General features: G+C 72.2%; 14 protein-coding genes and 1 pseudogene. 11 read left to right on the top strand and 4 right to left on the bottom strand.

Annotated elements, in window-relative coordinates; genetic code table 11:
• Nucleotides 1–20: 20 nt before the first annotated feature.
• The 5 genes and pseudogenes from R2S09_RS20875 (at nucleotide 21) to R2S09_RS20855 (ending at nucleotide 5,494) form a co-directional block, all read left to right on the top strand.
• The gene (locus tag R2S09_RS20875; RefSeq protein ID WP_306185493.1) at nucleotides 21–1,406 is read left to right on the top strand and encodes an NADP-dependent succinic semialdehyde dehydrogenase; all 1,386 of its coding nucleotides are present in this window, start codon (nucleotides 21–23) and stop codon (nucleotides 1,404–1,406) included.
• A 25-nt stretch (nucleotides 1,407–1,431) separates the two neighbouring features.
• Nucleotides 1,432–1,671 (top strand): DUF6213 family protein, encoded by a 240-nt coding sequence (locus R2S09_RS20870; RefSeq protein ID WP_316742559.1) that lies wholly within the window; start codon nucleotides 1,432–1,434, stop codon nucleotides 1,669–1,671.
• Between the two features lie 593 nt (nucleotides 1,672–2,264).
• Nucleotides 2,265–3,332 (top strand): annotated as a pseudogene (locus R2S09_RS20865) (type III polyketide synthase); the annotation flags it as partial.
• A 377-nt stretch (nucleotides 3,333–3,709) separates the two neighbouring features.
• A complete protein-coding gene (locus R2S09_RS20860; RefSeq protein WP_316742618.1) occupies nucleotides 3,710–4,888 on the top strand; it encodes a cytochrome P450 in 1,179 nt (392 codons plus the stop codon).
• Between the two features lie 6 nt (nucleotides 4,889–4,894).
• The gene (locus tag R2S09_RS20855) at nucleotides 4,895–5,494 is read left to right on the top strand and encodes a cupin domain-containing protein (protein ID WP_306185496.1); all 600 of its coding nucleotides are present in this window, start codon (nucleotides 4,895–4,897) and stop codon (nucleotides 5,492–5,494) included.
• A gap of 275 nt (nucleotides 5,495–5,769) precedes the next feature.
• Here R2S09_RS20855 and R2S09_RS20850 read toward each other — a convergent pair whose 3' ends face one another.
• Nucleotides 5,770–6,996 carry an acyl-CoA dehydrogenase family protein gene (locus tag R2S09_RS20850; RefSeq protein ID WP_306185498.1) on the bottom strand — a complete coding sequence of 409 codons (1,227 nt, stop codon included), beginning with the start codon at nucleotides 6,994–6,996 and terminating at the stop codon, nucleotides 5,770–5,772.
• A 166-nt stretch (nucleotides 6,997–7,162) separates the two neighbouring features.
• Between R2S09_RS20850 and R2S09_RS20845 the strand changes: the two genes are divergently transcribed.
• The gene (locus R2S09_RS20845) at nucleotides 7,163–7,807 is read left to right on the top strand and encodes a TetR family transcriptional regulator (protein ID WP_306185501.1); all 645 of its coding nucleotides are present in this window, start codon (nucleotides 7,163–7,165) and stop codon (nucleotides 7,805–7,807) included.
• A gap of 24 nt (nucleotides 7,808–7,831) precedes the next feature.
• Here R2S09_RS20845 and def read toward each other — a convergent pair whose 3' ends face one another.
• Entirely contained in the window at nucleotides 7,832–8,401 is a 570-nt protein-coding gene (gene def, locus R2S09_RS20840; RefSeq protein WP_316742558.1) for a peptide deformylase, read from the bottom strand.
• Nucleotides 8,402–8,560: 159 nt separating this feature from the next.
• Between def and R2S09_RS20835 the strand changes: the two genes are divergently transcribed.
• The 5 genes from R2S09_RS20835 to R2S09_RS20815 all read left to right on the top strand — a co-directional run bounded on the left by R2S09_RS20835 (nucleotide 8,561) and on the right by R2S09_RS20815 (nucleotide 13,285).
• Nucleotides 8,561–9,799, top strand: coding sequence for a MurT ligase domain-containing protein (locus R2S09_RS20835; protein ID WP_306185504.1), 1,239 nt, complete (start codon nucleotides 8,561–8,563; stop codon nucleotides 9,797–9,799).
• Between the two features lie 20 nt (nucleotides 9,800–9,819).
• On the top strand, nucleotides 9,820–10,548 hold the full coding sequence (locus R2S09_RS20830; protein WP_316742556.1) for a glutamine amidotransferase: 729 nt from the start codon (nucleotides 9,820–9,822) through the stop codon (nucleotides 10,546–10,548).
• Between the two features lie 292 nt (nucleotides 10,549–10,840).
• Complete coding sequence (locus R2S09_RS20825) at nucleotides 10,841–11,866, top strand: 6-phosphofructokinase (RefSeq protein WP_306185507.1); 1,026 nt, start codon at nucleotides 10,841–10,843, stop codon at nucleotides 11,864–11,866.
• Nucleotides 11,867–12,024: 158 nt separating this feature from the next.
• Nucleotides 12,025–12,975: a cytochrome c oxidase assembly protein gene (locus R2S09_RS20820; protein ID WP_306185509.1), complete on the top strand. Its 951-nt coding sequence runs from the start codon at nucleotides 12,025–12,027 to the stop codon at nucleotides 12,973–12,975.
• 136 nt (nucleotides 12,976–13,111) lie between these two features.
• Nucleotides 13,112–13,285: a hypothetical protein gene (locus R2S09_RS20815; RefSeq protein ID WP_306185511.1), complete on the top strand. Its 174-nt coding sequence runs from the start codon at nucleotides 13,112–13,114 to the stop codon at nucleotides 13,283–13,285.
• 10 nt (nucleotides 13,286–13,295) lie between these two features.
• Here the strand turns inward: R2S09_RS20815 and R2S09_RS20810 are convergent, their stop codons facing one another.
• Entirely contained in the window at nucleotides 13,296–14,507 is a 1,212-nt protein-coding gene (locus R2S09_RS20810; protein WP_306185513.1) for a sensor histidine kinase, read from the bottom strand.
• The gene (locus R2S09_RS20805) at nucleotides 14,504–16,234 is read right to left on the bottom strand and encodes a cation acetate symporter (RefSeq protein ID WP_316742553.1); all 1,731 of its coding nucleotides are present in this window, start codon (nucleotides 16,232–16,234) and stop codon (nucleotides 14,504–14,506) included. The genes R2S09_RS20810 and R2S09_RS20805 overlap by 4 nt, the downstream gene beginning before the upstream one ends.
• Between the last annotated feature and the right edge of the window lie 9 nt (nucleotides 16,235–16,243).

Genomic DNA, 16,243 nt, shown 5'->3' with positions numbered 1-16,243 from the left:
CGCTCCCAGGGAGGTCAGTCATGTCCATCGCCACGGTGAACCCGGCCACCGGCGAGACGCTCAAGACGTACGAGGCCATGGGCGACGAGGAGATCGAGCGCCGGCTCCAGCTCGCGGAGGCCACCTTCCGTACCTACCGGACGACGGCCTTCGACGAGCGCGCCCGCCTGATGCGTGCGGCCGCCGACCTCATCGTCCAGGACCAGAAGGACGTCGCCCGCATGATGACCACCGAGATGGGCAAGCCGGTCCGACAGGCCCGCGCGGAGGCCGTGAAGTGCGCGAAGGCGATGCGCTGGTACGCCGACCACGCCGAGGAACTCCTCGCCGACGAGGAACCCTCCGACGTCGACGTGAAGGACTCCGGCGCCACCGAGGTCCGGGTGCGCTACCGGCCGCTCGGGCCCGTGCTCGCGGTGATGCCGTGGAACTTCCCGCTGTGGCAGGTGATCCGTTTCGCCGCGCCCGCCCTGATGGCGGGCAACGTCGGCCTGCTCAAGCACGCCTCGAACGTGCCGCAGACCGCCCTGTACCTGGAGGATCTCTTCCACCGGGCCGGCTTCCCGGAGGGCTGCTTCCAGACCCTGCTGGTCCCCTCCAGCGCGGTCGACGACATCCTGCATGACGAGCGGGTGAAGGCCGCCACGCTCACCGGCAGCGAGCCCGCCGGCCGGGCCGTCGCGTCCACCGCCGGGGAGATGATCAAGAAGACGGTGCTGGAGCTGGGCGGCAGCGACCCCTTCGTCGTCATGCCGTCCGCCGACCTCGCCCGGGCCGCCGAGGTCGCGGTGACCGCGCGGTGCCAGAACAACGGGCAGTCGTGCATCGCCGCCAAACGGTTCATCGTGCACACCGACGTCTACGACGCCTTCGCCGCACGCTTCGTACGGGGCATGCAGGCGCTGGAGATGGGCGACCCGCTGCACGAGGAGACCCAGATCGGGCCGCTCTCCAGCGAGCAGGCCCGCAAGGACCTGGAGGAACTGGTCGACGACGCGGTGCGCGGCGGCGCGACCGTGCTGTGCGGCGGCAAGCGCCCCGACGGGCCCGGCTGGTACTACCCGCCGACGGTCCTCGCCGGCATCACCCGTGAGATGCGGATCCACCGGGAGGAGGCCTTCGGCCCGGTCGCCACCCTCTACCGCGCGGCCGACCTGGACGAGGCCGTGCTGATCGCGAACGACACACTGTTCGGACTGAGTTCGAACGTGTGGACGCACGACGAGGCCGAAGTCGACCGGTTCACACGGGATCTGGAGGCGGGCAGCGTCTACGTCAACGGGATGACCGCCTCGCACCCGGCCTTCCCGTTCGGCGGGGTGAAGCGGTCGGGGTACGGCCGTGAGCTGTCCGGGCACGGAATCCGCGAGTTCTGCAACATCACCACTGTATGGCACGGAGCGTAAGCGTTCCGCGGCTACGATCCCCTGTGTGAACCGCGAAGTGACTCTCCCTCTGATCGTCGACGACCGCGGTACCTTGCAGGTGGCCGCGGCAGATGTGAGCAAGCTGCTGCGGACGGTGGGCGGCCGGTGGCTGCGCCTGGTGGAGTCCGGGCAGGAGGGTCTCGACGAGGACACGGTGGCCGCGCTGACCATCGAACTCGCCAAACTGGCCGACCGGATCGACGTCGCCTGCATCGCGCACAGCAGCGGGGCGGCCTCCGGATAGGCATCGCCACGACCCTTCCAGCGCGCGCGGCACCGCGCCGACGGCGCCAGAGTCACGCGGACCACGCGAAGCACCGGACCACGCAGACCAGCGGACCACGCGGACCACCCGGGGGCATACGCCGGTCCGCGGACCGTACGCCGAGCCGGGAGCCATGAACCGCACGCCGGACCGAGCCGGCCCGCACAGCCCAGCCCCCAGCACACAAGCCCCCGCCGTCCGGGGCCCCACGAGCCCATCGCTCCGCGTCCCGGGGCCGCGGCCGCCCCCACCGCCGCGTCGTCCCTTCGCCGGGCGCGGCGCGCGCGCCCTCGCTCGCCGTGCCTTCCGCGATCCCCGGCGAGGGCGGGACGAACCGTGGTCCCCGCCCCGCGCCGCCGAAGCCCCTGATCTGCGCTTCTCTCCTCGTCGCCGCCCTCTCGCGCGCCGGTCGCCGGACGGTGCCGGGGCACTGCGGCCCCGTTCCCTCGTCGCCGGATTGGAGTAGTCCCGCGAGAGATCATCGCTCTCCCGGGTGATCGTGGGTGGACCACCCTTCTGGGTGCACCACCCTCTGACCGGGGGGCTACCGGCCTTCCGGAAGGCGAAAGCAGGCACGGATCATGGCGACTTTGTGCAGGCCCTCGGTGTCCGTTCCAGAACACGTGATCACCATGGAGGAAACGCTGGAGCTCGCGCGTTCCCGTCACGCGGACCACCCGCAACTCCCGCTGGCCCTCCGGCTGATCGAGAACACCGGTGTGCACACCCGGCACATCGTGCAGCCCATCGAGGAGACCCTGAAGCACCCCGGCTTCCAAGAGCGAAACAAGCTCTACGAGCACGAGGCGAAGGCCCGGGTCCCCGAGGTCATCCAGCGAGCGCTCGACGACGCCGAACTCCTGACCACCGACATCGACGTCATCATCTACGTCTCGTGCACGGGCTTCATGATGCCCTCGCTGACGGCGTGGCTGATCAACGAGATGGACTTCGACTCCACCACCCGCCAGCTGCCCATAGCCCAGCTGGGCTGTGCGGCGGGCGGCGCCGCGATCAACCGGGCCCACGACTTCTGCTCCGCCTACCCGGACGCCAACGCGCTCATCGTCGCCTGCGAGTTCTGCTCGCTGTGCTACCAGCCGACCGACCTCGGCGTCGGCTCGCTGCTGTCCAACGGCCTGTTCGGCGACGGCATCGCCGCCGCCGTGGTCCGCGGCACCGGCGGCACCGGTGTCCGGCTGGAGCGCAACGGCTCGTACCTGATCCCCAAGACGGAGGACTGGATCGCGTACGACGTCCGGGAGACCGGATTCCACTTCCTGCTGGACAAGCGGGTGCCCACCACGATGGAGCCGCTCGCCCCGGCCCTGCAGGACCTCGCCGCGATGCACGGCTGGGACGCGACCGACCTGGACTTCTACGTCATACACGCGGGCGGTCCGCGCATCCTCGACGACCTCAGCAAGTTCCTGCACGTCGAGCCGCACGCGTTCCGGTTCAGCCGGGCCACGCTCACCGAGTACGGCAACATCGCGAGCGCGGTCGTCCTGGACGCGCTGCGCCGGCTGTTCGACGAGGGCGGCGTCGAGGACCGGGCGCGCGGGCTGCTGGCCGGGTTCGGGCCCGGCATCACCGCGGAGATGTCCCTCGGCAGCTGGCAGAACGGGGGCCGGTCATGACCGACACAGCCGACGTGACCGGGGCGACGGACGTGACCGGGGCGACGGACGTGACCGGGGCGACGGACGTGACGGGAGCGGCCGAGGCCTCCGGGGCAGCCGGAGCGGCTGGGGTGGCCGAGGCGGCCGGGGCGACCGGAAAGGCAGCCGTGGCCCGCTCGGCCGGGGCGAGCGAGGCGACGCTCTCCGAGGCGCTGACCCTCACGGAGACGCTCACCGCCGCCGAGACGCTCAGCCCCGCCGAGCCCCTTCCCCTCACCGAGCCCCTTCCCTCCACGGAGCCCCTCCCCGTCACCGAGCCGCCACCGGTCACCCAGCCACCTCCCCTCACCGAACCGCTCCCCGGCACCGAGCCCGCCCCCGGAGCCCTCCCCCCGATCCGGCACTGGCCGGCGCTCGACCTGCCCGGGGTCGACTTCGACCCGGTGCTGACCGACCTGATGGAGGAGGGCCCGGTCACCCGCATCGAGCTGGCCAACGGCCGGGGCTGGGCGTGGCTGGTGACCCGCATGGAGGATGTGCGGCTGGTCACCAACGACCCCCGGTTCAGCCGTGAGGCGGTCATGGACCGGCAGGTCACCCGGCTCGCCCCGCACTTCATCCCGAGCCGTGGCGCGGTGGGCTTCCTGGACCCCCCCGACCAGACCCGGCTGCGCCGCTCGGTCGCTCCCGCGCTGACCGCGCGCGGGGTCGAGCGGGTGCGGGAGAACTCCCGGCGGATGCTGGACGAGCTGGTCGACGAGCTCCTCGCGGCCGGCCCGCCCGCCGACCTCACCAGTGCGGTGCTCAGCCCGTTCCCGATCGCGGTGATCTGCGAGCTGTTGGGTGTTCCGGTCGCCGACCGGCACAGCATGCACACATGGACCCAGCTGATCCTGTCCTCCTCGCACGGCGCCGACGTCAGCGAGCGGGCCAAGGAGGAGATGGGCGCGTACTTCACCGAGCTGATCGACGCGCGCGTCGACAGCGCCACCGAGGACGTGGCCTCGCTGCTCGGTGCCGCCGTCGGGCGCCGTGAGATCTCCCTGGCGGAGGCCGTGGGTCTCGCGGTGCTGCTCCAGATCGGCGGCGAGGCGGTCACCAGCAACAGCGGGCAGATGTTCTACGTCCTGCTGACCCGGCCCGAGCTGGCCGACCAGCTGCGCGCCCGTCCGGAGATCCGTCCGCAGGCCATCGACGAGCTGCTGCGCTACATCCCGCACCGCAACGCGGTCGGGCTGTCGCGGATCGCACAGGAGGACGTGGAGATCAAGGGGGTGCGGATCCGGGCGGGCGAGGCGGTCTACGTGTCGTACCTGGCCGCCAACCGCGACCCGGACGTCTTCCCGGACCCCGAGGAGATCGACTTCTCGCGCAGCCCGAACCCCCATGTGGCGTTCGGCTTCGGCCCGCACTACTGCCCGGGCGGCCAACTGGCCCGGATGGAGGCGCAGCTGCTGGTCGACGCCCTCCTCGACCGGCTGCCGGGGCTGCGGCTCGCGGTTCCGCCGGGTCAGGTGCCCTTCAGGAAGGGCGCGTTGATCCGCGGGCCCGAGACCCTGTCCGTGACGTGGTGAGCCGAGATGACGGCGACGAACGAGCCTCACTCCACCGCGGTCGTGGAGGATCCGGGTCCCGCCCCGGCGGCCGGGGATTCCCCGCCCACCGCGAACGAGGGGCTGCTGGTACCGCCGGGCCACGGCCGGGTCGTCCAGACGCCCGCTCAGCGTGTGACGTTCAAGGTGACCGGTTCGCACTCCCGGACGGCCTCCACCTTCGAGGTGGAGGTCCCGCCGGGCTTCGACGTGGGCGCCCATGTGCACACGCGCAGCGAGGAGTTGTTCTACGTGCTGGAGGGCGAGCTGGACGTGCTCGCGTTCGAGCCGCGGATCCGGACCCCCGACCGCTGGCAGAAGTGGGAGTCCCCTTCCGGCAAGCGGGTCGTGCGGGCGACGCCGGGCACGGTCATCGTGGTGCCCCCGGGCTGCCCGCACGCGTTCGCCAACCCCACGGAATCCCCGGCCAAGATGTTCTTCCAGGCCTCCCCGCCCCCGGACCACGAGAGGTACTTCGAGGAACTCCTGGAGATCCTGGGCAACGGAGGCCCCCCGGACCACGAGGCCATCGAAGACCTGCGCCGGCGCTACGACATCGAGCAGCTGACACCGCTCCGGCACCGCTGAGCCCGGAAGCGTGCCCCGCCCGTGCGTGACGTTCGTGACGTGGGTGACTGCGTGACGTTCGCGACATACGCGACCCATGGGGCACGCGGACGTCGGCCGGCCCGACCGGAGCCCGTCCGGCGGATCACGGCGCAGACACGGGGCCCGGCACGCCCTCCCTGACTGCCATGAGGGCGTGGGGGACCCCGGCGGCGTTGTCGTCGTTTGCCGGCCCCCCGCTCACCCGGCTTGACCGGCGGCGCCGCTCACCTGCACGTTGATCCGCCGGGCAGGCCCTAGCGGATCGGCATGCCCGAGATCGTGCGGGCGATGACCAGGCGCTGGATCTCGCTGGTGCCCTCGAAGATGGTGTAGATCGCCGCGTCGCGGTGCATGCGCTCCACCGGGTACTCGCGGGTGTAGCCGTTGCCGCCGAGGATCTGGATGGCCTGGGCGGTGACCTTCTTGGCGGTCTCGCTGGCGAACAGCTTGGACATGGAGCCCTCGGCGGCCGTGAAGGGCTTGCCGTTGACCGCCATCCAGGAGGCGCGCCAGACCAGCAGTCGGGCCGCGTCGATCTGGGTGCGCATGTCGGCGAGCTGGAAGGCGACGCCCTGGTTGTCGATGATCGGCCGGCCGAACTGCTCGCGGGTCTTGGCGTAGTCGAGGGCGACCTCGTACGCGGCGCGTGCCGTGCCCACGGCCATGGCGCCGACGGCCGGGCGGGACGCCTCGAAGGTGGCCATCGCCGCGTTCTTCACGCGCTCGCCACCCTGCTTGGCCTTCTCGCGGGCCCTCGCCAGGCGCTCGTCCAGCTTCTCCTTGCCGCCGAGCAGGCAGGAGCCGGGAACCCGGACGTTGTCGAGGATCACCTCGGCGGTGTGCGAGGCGCGGATGCCGTGCTTCTTGAACTTCTGCCCCTGGGCGAGGCCCGGCGTGTCCGGCGGGACGATGAAGGAGGCGTGGCCCTTGGAGCCCAGCTCCGGGTCGACGGAGGCGACGACCACGTGGACGTTGGCGATACCGCCGTTGGTCGCCCAGGTCTTGGTCCCGTTGATCACCCACTCGTCCTTGGCCTCGTCGTACACCGCGCGGGTGCGCATGGAGGCCACGTCGGAGCCGGCGTCGGGCTCGGAGGAGCAGAAGGCGGCGACCTTGACGTCGCCCGCATCGCCGTACATCTGGGGGATCCAGGTGCCGATCTGCTCCTCGGTGCCGTTGGCGAGGACACCCACCGCGGCCAGGCCGGTGCCCACGATGGACAGGGCGATGCCCGCGTCGCCCCAGAACAGCTCCTCCATGGCCATGGGGATGCCGAGGCCGGTGGAGTCGAAGTACTGCTGGGCGTAAAAGTCGAGGGAGTAGATGCCGACCTTGGCGGCCTCCTGGATGACCGGCCAGGGAGTCTCCTCACGCTCGTCCCATTCGGCGGCCGCGGGGCGGATCACATCGGCGGCGAAGCCGTGCAGCCAGTCCCGGACCTCCTTCTGTTCGTCGTTGAGCTCCATGGTGAACTCGGCCATGTCCCCTCCAGTGCCACACCTGCGTGTTACTTGCGGTAACCGTACCCTGTTACCGGCCGGTAGGAAAAGTCGGATCCCGCGCCCGTCCTCGGCAGCCCGTTCGATGTACGGGGGCGGGTGTTAGTTTGCGCAGGCGTCACCGAATCAACACGGGTGGGGAGAGCTCATGGACACCACACAGCGGACCGATCAGCAGCGGTCCGCCGACCGCCGACGGCGCGAGCTGCTAGAGGCCGCCGACCGGGTGGTGCTGCGCGACGGCCCGCAGGCCTCGATGAACGCCATCGCCGCCGAGGCCGGCATCACCAAGCCGATCCTCTACCGCCACTTCGGCGACAAGGGCGGCCTGTACGCCGCACTCGCCAAGCGGCACACCGACGCCCTGCTCGACTCGCTGCGGGCCGCCCTGGACGCCCCCGCGGACCGGCGCGAACGGGTGGAGTCGACGCTGGACACCTATCTGGCGGCCATCGAGGCCCGTCCGCAGGTGTACCGGTTCCTGATGCATCCGGCGGAGGGCGGCCAGGGCGGCGACCAGGGCTTCGACGTCGGCAAGCACTCCGCCCCGCTGCTGCGCCGCATGGGCGAGGAGCTGGCCCAGGTCATCGAGGAGCGCCTGGACCTCGGCCCGAACAGCCAGCAGCTGGCGCGCGTGTGGGGCCACGGCATCGTCGGCATGATGCACGCGGCCGGTGACTGGTGGCTGGGCGAGCGCCCCTGCTCCCGCGCCGAACTGGTCCGCAGCCTCGCCGACCTCCTCTGGGGCCGCCTCGCGGCGGCCGGGGACAGGATGGGCGGCCCGGGGTTCTAGAACCCGCCCCCCGGGCCCGGGGTTCTAGAACCCGGACCCCCCGCCATCGGCCCCATCGCGGTTCCAGGGCGCCTTCGCCGCCTGCCTGAGCAGCCTGCGCCGGCGCCACCCCGTCAGGTGGTCCATGTACAGGCCGCCGTCCAGGTGGTCGCACTCGTGCTGCAGGCAGCGGGCGAAGAACCCCGTCCCGCGCACCGTGACCGGCTCTCCGGTCACCGTGAAGCCCTCGACGACCGCCTCGTCGTGGCGTTCGGCGCCCGCCTCCAGGCCGGGCAGGGACAGACAGCCCTCCGGGCCCCGGACCACCACGCCGCCGGTCTCCACCAGGCGCGGGTTCACCACGTGACCGAGGTGACGCACGTCCTCGTCGTCGGGGCAGTCGTAGACGAACACCCGCAGAGACTCCCCCACCTGGTTCGCGGCCAGGCCGACACCACGGGCGGCGTACATCGTGGCGAACAGGTCCTCCACGAGCTCGGACAGTTCGGGGCCGAAGCCGGTGATCTCGCGGCAGGGCGCGTGCAGCACCGGGTCCGAGAGCAGGCTGAGGGTCCGGACGCGCCCGCGGGCGCCCGGGATCGAGCGGTGTGGCATGGCGGCAAGGGTACGGTCCTGTCGTCACGCGCGAAGGGCGCGCGGGCGTCGCGACGGTGCCGGGGTTCGGGAGTGCGAACGGATCTCGATAGGCTGAGGCCCACACCACGTTGCCGGATGGCTCAGGCGCGGCGCGTATGCAAGGAGGATCGAGAACTGATGGCAGGCAACTCGGACCCGCTCACGCCGCGGGCCAAGCTGGCCGTGACCGCGGGCAAGGCGGTCGCGGCGGCATCGCGTGCCGCGGGGCGCGGCAGCGGTTCGGTGATCGGCGGTCGGGTCGCCCTTAAGCTCGATCCCGACCTGCTGGCCCGGCTCGCCCAGAACCTGAACGTCGTCCTGGTCTCGGCGACCAACGGCAAGACCACCACCACGCGGCTCATCGCCGAGGCGCTGCGGGCCGCCGGCCCGGTCGTCTCCAACGCCCTCGGCGCCAACATGCCGGCCGGCATCACCTCCGCGCTGGCGGGCGGCTCGGACGCGAAGTTCGGCGTGATAGAGGTCGACGAGAAGTACCTCGCGGGTGTGGCCCGCGACACCGACCCCAAGTGCATCGCGCTGCTCAACCTCTCCCGCGACCAGCTGGACCGGGCCGCCGAGACCCGGATGCTCGCCGAGAACTGGCGTGAGGGGCTGGCCGGCTCCAAGGCCGTGATCGTCGCCAACTGCGACGACCCCCTGGTGGTGTGGGCCGCGTCCTCCTCGCCCAATGTGATCTGGGTGGCCGCCGGGCAGATGTGGAAGGACGACGCCTGGTCGTGCCCGTCCTGCGGCGGTGTGATGCAGCGCCCCGGGGACGACTGGTTCTGCGGCGAGTGCGGCTTCCGCCGGCCCACGCCCAGCTGGGCGCTCTCCGGTGACCACGTGCTGGACCCGCACGGCTCGGCCTGGCCGATCCACCTGCAGCTGCCGGGCCGCGCCAACAAGGCCAACGCCGCCTCCTCCGCGGCCGTCGCCGCCGTCTTCGGGGTGCCGCCGCAGGTCGCCCTGGAGCGGATGTACCAGGTGCAGGCGGTGGCCGGGCGCTACGACGTCGTCCAGTTCCAGGGCCGCGACCTGCGCCTGCTGCTGGCGAAGAACCCGGCCGGCTGGCTGGAGACGTTCTCGCTCATCGACCCGCCGCCCACCCCGGTCATCCTGTCGGTGAACGCGCGCGGCGCGGACGGCACGGACACCTCCTGGCTGTGGGACGTCGACTACACGCGTCTGACCGGCCACCCGCTCTTCGTGATCGGTGACCGGAAGCTGGACCTCGCGGTGCGTCTGGAGGTCGCGAACCAGCACTTCCAGGTCTGCGAGAACCTCGACCAGGCCGTGCAGCAGGCCCCGCCGGGCCGGATCGAGGTCATCGCCAACTACACCGCGTTCCAGGACCTGCGCCGCCGCGTCGGCAACTGACCACGGAGGACGACCACTTCATGAGCGACAACCAACTGCGGCTGGTGTGGATCTACCCGGACCTGCTGAGCACCTACGGCGACCAGGGCAACGCGCTCGTCGTGGAGCGCCGGGCCCGCCAGCGCGGCCTGGACGTGGCCCGCCTCGACGTGCGCAGCGACCAGCCGATCCCGACCTCAGGCGACATCTACCTGATCGGCGGCGGCGAGGACCGGCCGCAGCGGCTCGCGGCGGAGCGGCTGCGCCGCGACGGTCATCTGCACCAGGCCGTGCAGAACGGGGCGATCGTGTTCTCCGTCTGCGCCGGCTACCAGATCCTCGGCCACGAGTTCGTCAACGACCTCGGCCAGCGGGAGCCGGGCCTGGGTCTGCTCGACGTGGTGTCGGTGCGCGGCGAGGGCGAGCGGTGCGTCGGCGACGTGCTGGGGGACATCGACCCGCGTCTCGGTCTGCCGCCGCTGACCGGCTTCGAGAACCACCAGGGCGTCACCCACCTCGGCCCGACCGCCCGCCCCTTCGCGCAGGTCCGCATCGGCAAGGGCAACGGCACGGGCGACGGCACGGAGGGCGCGTACAACGACACCGTCTTCGGCACGTACATGCACGGGCCGGTACTGGCCCGCAACCCGCAGATCGCGGACCTGCTGCTGAAGCTGGCGCTCGACGTCAACGCCCTGCCGCCGATCGACGACCGCTGGTACGAGGCCCTGCGCAACGAGCGCATCGCGGCCGCGCAGCAGCCCGCGTAGGGCAGCCGCCCAGCGGCCCGCGCGGGAACGGCCGCGCGGCAGCCCGCGCAGCCCCCGGCGCCTGTCGGGGGCGCGCGAAACGGTTCTTCCGCGGCTCGTGCGACCTCGCGTACACCGGCCCGTCAGCACGGCGCGACCAGCCCGTCTGACGGGCCGTCCGCACAGGTGAGCGGCCCCGTCCAGCAGGCGGACGCATGGTTCGGACCTGCCCCCTGGTGCCGCTAGGGTGGCGGGGATCGAGCCGGACAGCGCGGTCCGGTCCCGTGCCCATGTGGAGAAGGTTATTCGGGCTATGCGCATTGGTGTCCTCACGTCCGGCGGCGACTGCCCCGGCCTGAACGCCGTCATCCGGTCCGTCGTGCACCGCGCCGTCGCCGACCACGGCGACGAGGTCATCGGCTTCCGGGACGGCTGGAAGGGCCTTCTGGAGTGCGACTACCTCAAGCTCGACCTCGACGCCGTCGGCGGCATCCTGGCGCGCGGCGGCACCATCCTCGGCTCCTCCCGGGTCCGCCCCGAGCACCTGCGGGACGGTGTGGAGCGGGCCAGGGGCCATGTCGAGGAGCTCGGTCTGGACGCGATCATCCCGATCGGCGGTGAGGGCACGCTCAAGGCGGCCAGGCTGCTCTCCGACAACGGCCTGCCCATCGTCGGCGTGCCGAAGACCATCGACAACGACATCGCGGTGACGGACGTCACGTTCGGCTTCGACACGGCCGTGACCGTCGCCACCGAGGCCCTGGACCGTCTGAAGACCACCGCCGAGTCCCACCAGCGGGTGCTGATCGTCGAGGTCATGGGGCGCCACACCGGCTGGATCGCGCTCCAGTCCGGCATGGCGGCCGGTGCCCACGCCGTCGTCGTTCCCGAGCGGCCCTTCGACATCGAGGAGTTGGCGAAGAAGGTCGGCGAGCGGTTCTCGGCGGGCAAGCGGTTCGCGATCGTCGTGGCCGCGGAGGGCGCCAAGCCCCTGCCGGGCACCATGGACTTCGACGAGGGCGGCAAGGACATCTACGGCCACGAGCGGTTCGCGGGCATCGCCCGGCAGCTCTCCCTGGAGCTGGAGCACCGCCTGGGCAAGGAGGCCCGGCCGGTCATCCTCGGGCACGTCCAGCGCGGCGGCACGCCGACGGCGTACGACCGGGTGCTGGCCACCCGGTTCGGCTGGCACGCCGTGGAGGCCGTGCACCGCGGGGAGTTCGGCCGGATGACCGCGCTGCGCGGCACGGACATCGTGATGGTGTCGCTGGCCGAGGCGGTGGAGACCCTCAAGACGGTTCCCGCCGACCGGTACGCCGAGGCGGAGTGCGTGCTGTAGGTCACACGCGGCACACTCGGACTCCAACCGCCCCCGGTCGCCGTCGCGGCCGGGGGCGGTTCTAGTCTGGTGCGGACAGACAGCTGCGGACAGACAGCGGCGGACACGCACAGCTGCGGTCAGACAGCGCACAACCCCCACGAATCAGGAGCCGGCGGATGGATCACAGCGGGCATGGCATGACCATGGACCTGCCGCCGTTCACCCTGGGCCGCGGCCTCGCGTGGTCCGCGGACCCGTTCTTCCTCGTCGCCTGTCTGCTCGGCCTCGGCCTGTACGGCTGGGGCGTGGTGCGGCTGCGCCGGCGCGGCGACTCCTGGCCGGTGGGCCGCACCGTCGCGTACGTCGTGGGCGTGCTGACCGTGGGGCTCACGATGTGCACCGGACTGAACGACTACGGGATGGTCATGTTCAGCGTGCACATGGTGCAACACATGATCATCAGCATGCTGTCGCCGATCCTGATCCTGCTCGGTGCCCCGCTCACCCTGGCGCTGCGCGCGCTGCCGGTGGCCGGCCGGGGCCGCAAGGGGCCGCGCGAGCTGCTGCTGGCACTGCTGCACAGCCGCTACGTCCGGATCGTCACGCACCCCGCGTTCACCATCCCGATGTTCATCGCGAGCCTGTACGCGCTGTACTTCACACCGCTGTTCGACTTCCTGATGGGGTCGAAGGCGGGGCACGTCGCGATGATGGTGCACTTCCTCGCGGTCGGCCTGGCCTTCTTCTGGCCGATCATGGGCATCGACCCGGGTACGAACCGCCCGGGCTATCTGATGCGGATGCTGGAGCTGTTCGCGGGAATGCCGTTCCACGCGTTCTTCGGCATCGCCCTGATGATGGGCTCCACGCCCATGGTGGACACCTTCAGCCACCCGCCCGCCTCCCTGGGCATCGACGCCCTGTCCGACCAGACCTCGGCCGGCGGCATCGCCTGGGCCTTCAGCGAGGTCCCCTCCGTCCTGGTGCTGCTGGCGCTGCTGTTCCAGTGGTACCGCTCCGAGCAGCGGCAGGCCAAGCGCAAGGACCGGGCCGCGGACCGGGACGGCGACAAGGAACTCGAGGCGTACAACGCCTATCTCGCCTCGCTCCAGGCACGCGGGAACTGACCACCTGAGCGGAACGCTTCTTCGAGTCCCCGGACTTCTTCCTCCGCGATCCCCCGCTTTCCCCCGCACCGCCACCGCTCGGACGGCGGAACCGGGGCACCATGGAGGGGAGACGGACCACGAGGAGGGTGTCGCGATGCCCGGTTCGACGGACGGTTCCACGAAGGCGATGGGAGCGCTCACCGTGGGCTCCCTGGTCGCCGTGACGGCCTACTCGGTGGCGCTCGGCGGCAACGGCTGGCTGTGGTTCGGCTGGGTCGTGCTGGGTCTGATCACCCTCGGCATGGTGGTCACCCACGGCAGCGGCTGAGCCCCGTCCCTCAGTCGGCGAGCTGCCCGAGCCGTCCCGAGGAGTGCACGCCCGGCTGGTACTTCGGCAGCCGGACGACGATCTTCATGCCCGCGCCCGGCGCGGTCTCTATGACCAGCCCGTGGTCGTCGCCGTAGACCTGGCGGAGCCGGTCGTCGACGTTGGACAGTCCGATGCCGCCGGAGGGGCTGTCCTCGCCGGCGAGGATGCGGCGCAGCAGCTCGGGGTCCATTCCGGCGCCGTCGTCCTCGATGACGACGAGCGCCTCGGCGCCCGCGTCCTGGGCGGTGATGCGGATGCGGCAGGTGCCGGTCTTGCCCTCCAGGCCGTGCTTGACGGCGTTCTCCACGAGCGGCTGCAGGCACAGGAAGGGCAGGGTGACCGGGAGCACCTCGGGGGCGATCTGGAGGGTGACGGCGAGGCGGTCGCCGAAGCGGGCCCGCACCAGCGCCAGGTAGTGCTCGATGGCGTGGAGCTCGTCGGCCAGCGTGGTGAAGTCGCCGTGCCGCCGGAACGAGTAGCGGGTGAAGTCGGCGAACTCCAGCAGCAGCTCGCGGGCGCGCCCGGGGTCGGTGCGGACGAACGACGCGATCACCGCGAGCGAGTTGAAGATGAAGTGCGGGGAGATCTGTGCCCGTAGCGCCTTGATCTCGGCCTCGATCAGCCGGGTGCGGGACCGGTCGAGCTCGGCGAGCTCCAGCTGGACGGAGACGAACCGGGCGACCTCGGCGGCGGCGCGGACCAGGACGGCGGACTCGCGGGGCGCGCAGGCGACGAGGGCGCCGTGCACGCGGTCGTCCACGGTGAGCGGGGCGACGACGGCCCAGCGCACCGGGCAGTCCGGGATCGCGCAGGTCAGGCGGAAGGCCTCGCCGCGGCCGGTGTCCAGCGGCCCGGTGAGCCGGTCCATGATCTCGCCGCGGTGGTGGGCGCCGACCCCGTCCCAGGCCAGGACCTGGGTGTCGTCGGTGAGGCAGAGCGCGTCGGTGCCGAGCAGGGAGCGCAGCCGGCGGGCCGATCTGCGGGCGGTCTCCCCGGTCAGCCCGGCCCGCAGCGGGGGCGCGGCCAGGGATGCGGTGTGCAGGGTCTGGAAGGTGGCGTGCTCGACGGGGGTGCCGAGCCCGCCGAGGTGCGGCGGCCGGGCGGTGCGCCGGCCGAGCCAGAAGCCGGCAGCCAGCAGCGGCAGGACGGCCACGCACAGTCCGGCGAGGAAACCGCTCACGCCTGCACCTCCGCCCGTAGCTGCTCGGGCAGGTGGAAGCGCGCGAGGACCGCGGCCGTACCGGCGGGGACCCGGCCCGGGGTGGCCAGGGAGACCAGCACCATGGTGAGGAAGCCCAGGGGCACCGACCACAGGGCGGGCCAGGCGAGCAGGGCGCGCAGCGGTCCGCTGCCGGGCACGCCGGCCATGGTCACGGCGACGGCGACGAGCGCGGCGCCGCCGCCGGTCAGCATGCCGGCCGCGGCGCCGGGCGGGGTGAGCCGCCGCCACCAGATGCCGAGGACGAGCAGCGGGCAGAAGGACGAGGCGGACACGGCGAAGGCGAGCCCGACCGCGTCGGCCACCGGCAGCCCGCCGACCAGCACGCTCGCGGCCAGCGGCACGGCCATGGCGAGCACCGTGCCCAGCCGGAAGTGCCGCACGCCGCGGGCGGGCAGCGGGCCGCGCGAGGGCAGCACGTCCTGGGTGAGCACCCCGGCCACCGCCATGGTCAGGCCGGAGGCCGTGGACAGGAACGCGGCGAAGGCGCCGCCCGCGACCAGCGCGCCCAGCAGGTCGCCGCCGAGGCCGCCGATCATCCGGTCGGGCAGCAGCAGGACGGCGGCGTCCGCGTTCCCGGTGATCGTCAGCTCCGGGGCGTAGAGCCGGCCGAGGGCACCGTAGAGGGGAGGCAGCAGGTAGAAGCCGCCGATCAGGCCGAGGACGGCGACCGTGGTGCGGCGGGCGGCGACGCCGTGCGGGCTGGTGTAGAAGCGGACGACGACGTGCGGCAGGCCCATGGTGCCGAGGAAGGTGGCGACGATGAGGCCGTAGGTGGCGTACAGCGGTCGTTCCTCGCGGCCCGCCGTGAACGAGGTGGACATGCCTCCGGTGCCGCCCCGGGCGGCCTCGGGGACGGCGGTTCCCGGGGCGAAGGTCAGCCGGGTGCCGCGCTCGAGATGGTGGGTGCCGGCGGCCAGGGTCGTCTGCCGGTCGTGGTGGGTGCGGCCGTCGACGGTCCCGCTGACGGTGACGGTGAGCGGGCGCTCCAGCCGCAGGTCGAGGGTGCCGTCGACGCGGACGGTGCGCTGCTCGCGGAAGGCGGGCGGTTCGTCGAAGGCGTGGCGGGGGGCGCCGTCGCCCTGCCAGGCCAGGACGAGGAAGAGGGCGGGGACGAGCAGGGCGGTCAGCTTCAGCCAGTACTGGAAGGCCTGCACGAAGGTGATGCTGCGCATGCCGCCCGCGGCGACCGTGGCCACCACGACGGCGGCCACGACGACGCCGCCGAGGGCGTCAGGCGCGCCGGTGAGCACCGCCAGGGTCAGCCCGGCGCCCTGCAGCTGCGGCAGCAGGTACAGCCAGCCGACCCCGACGACGAAGGCGCCCGCGAGCCGGCGCACGCCCTGCGAGGCGAGCCGGGCCTCGGCGAAGTCGGGCAGCGTGTAGGCGCCGGAGCGGCGCAGCGGGGCGGCGACGAACAGCAGCAGGACCAGATAGCCGGCGGTGTAGCCGACCGGGTACCAGAGCATGTCGGGTCCCTGGACCAGGACCAGGCCGGCGATGCCCAGGAAGGAGGCGGCGGAGAGGTACTCGCCGCTGATGGCGGCCGCGTTCAGGCGCGGGCCGACGGTGCGGGAGGCGACGTAGAAGTCCGACGTCGTCCGGGACACGCGCAGTCCGAACGCGCCGACCAGGACGGTGGCCACGACGACGAGGGCCACGGCGGGGACGGTGTAGGCGGAGTTCACGGCCGCGTG

Origin of the sequence: Streptomyces sp. MK7 (genome assembly GCF_032658145.1) — a bacterium.
Taxonomy (GTDB): domain Bacteria; phylum Actinomycetota; class Actinomycetes; order Streptomycetales; family Streptomycetaceae; genus Streptomyces; species Streptomyces spiralis.
Note: the sequence above shows the minus strand (reverse complement) of the source record. Positions and strands in the feature narration are given on the sequence as shown.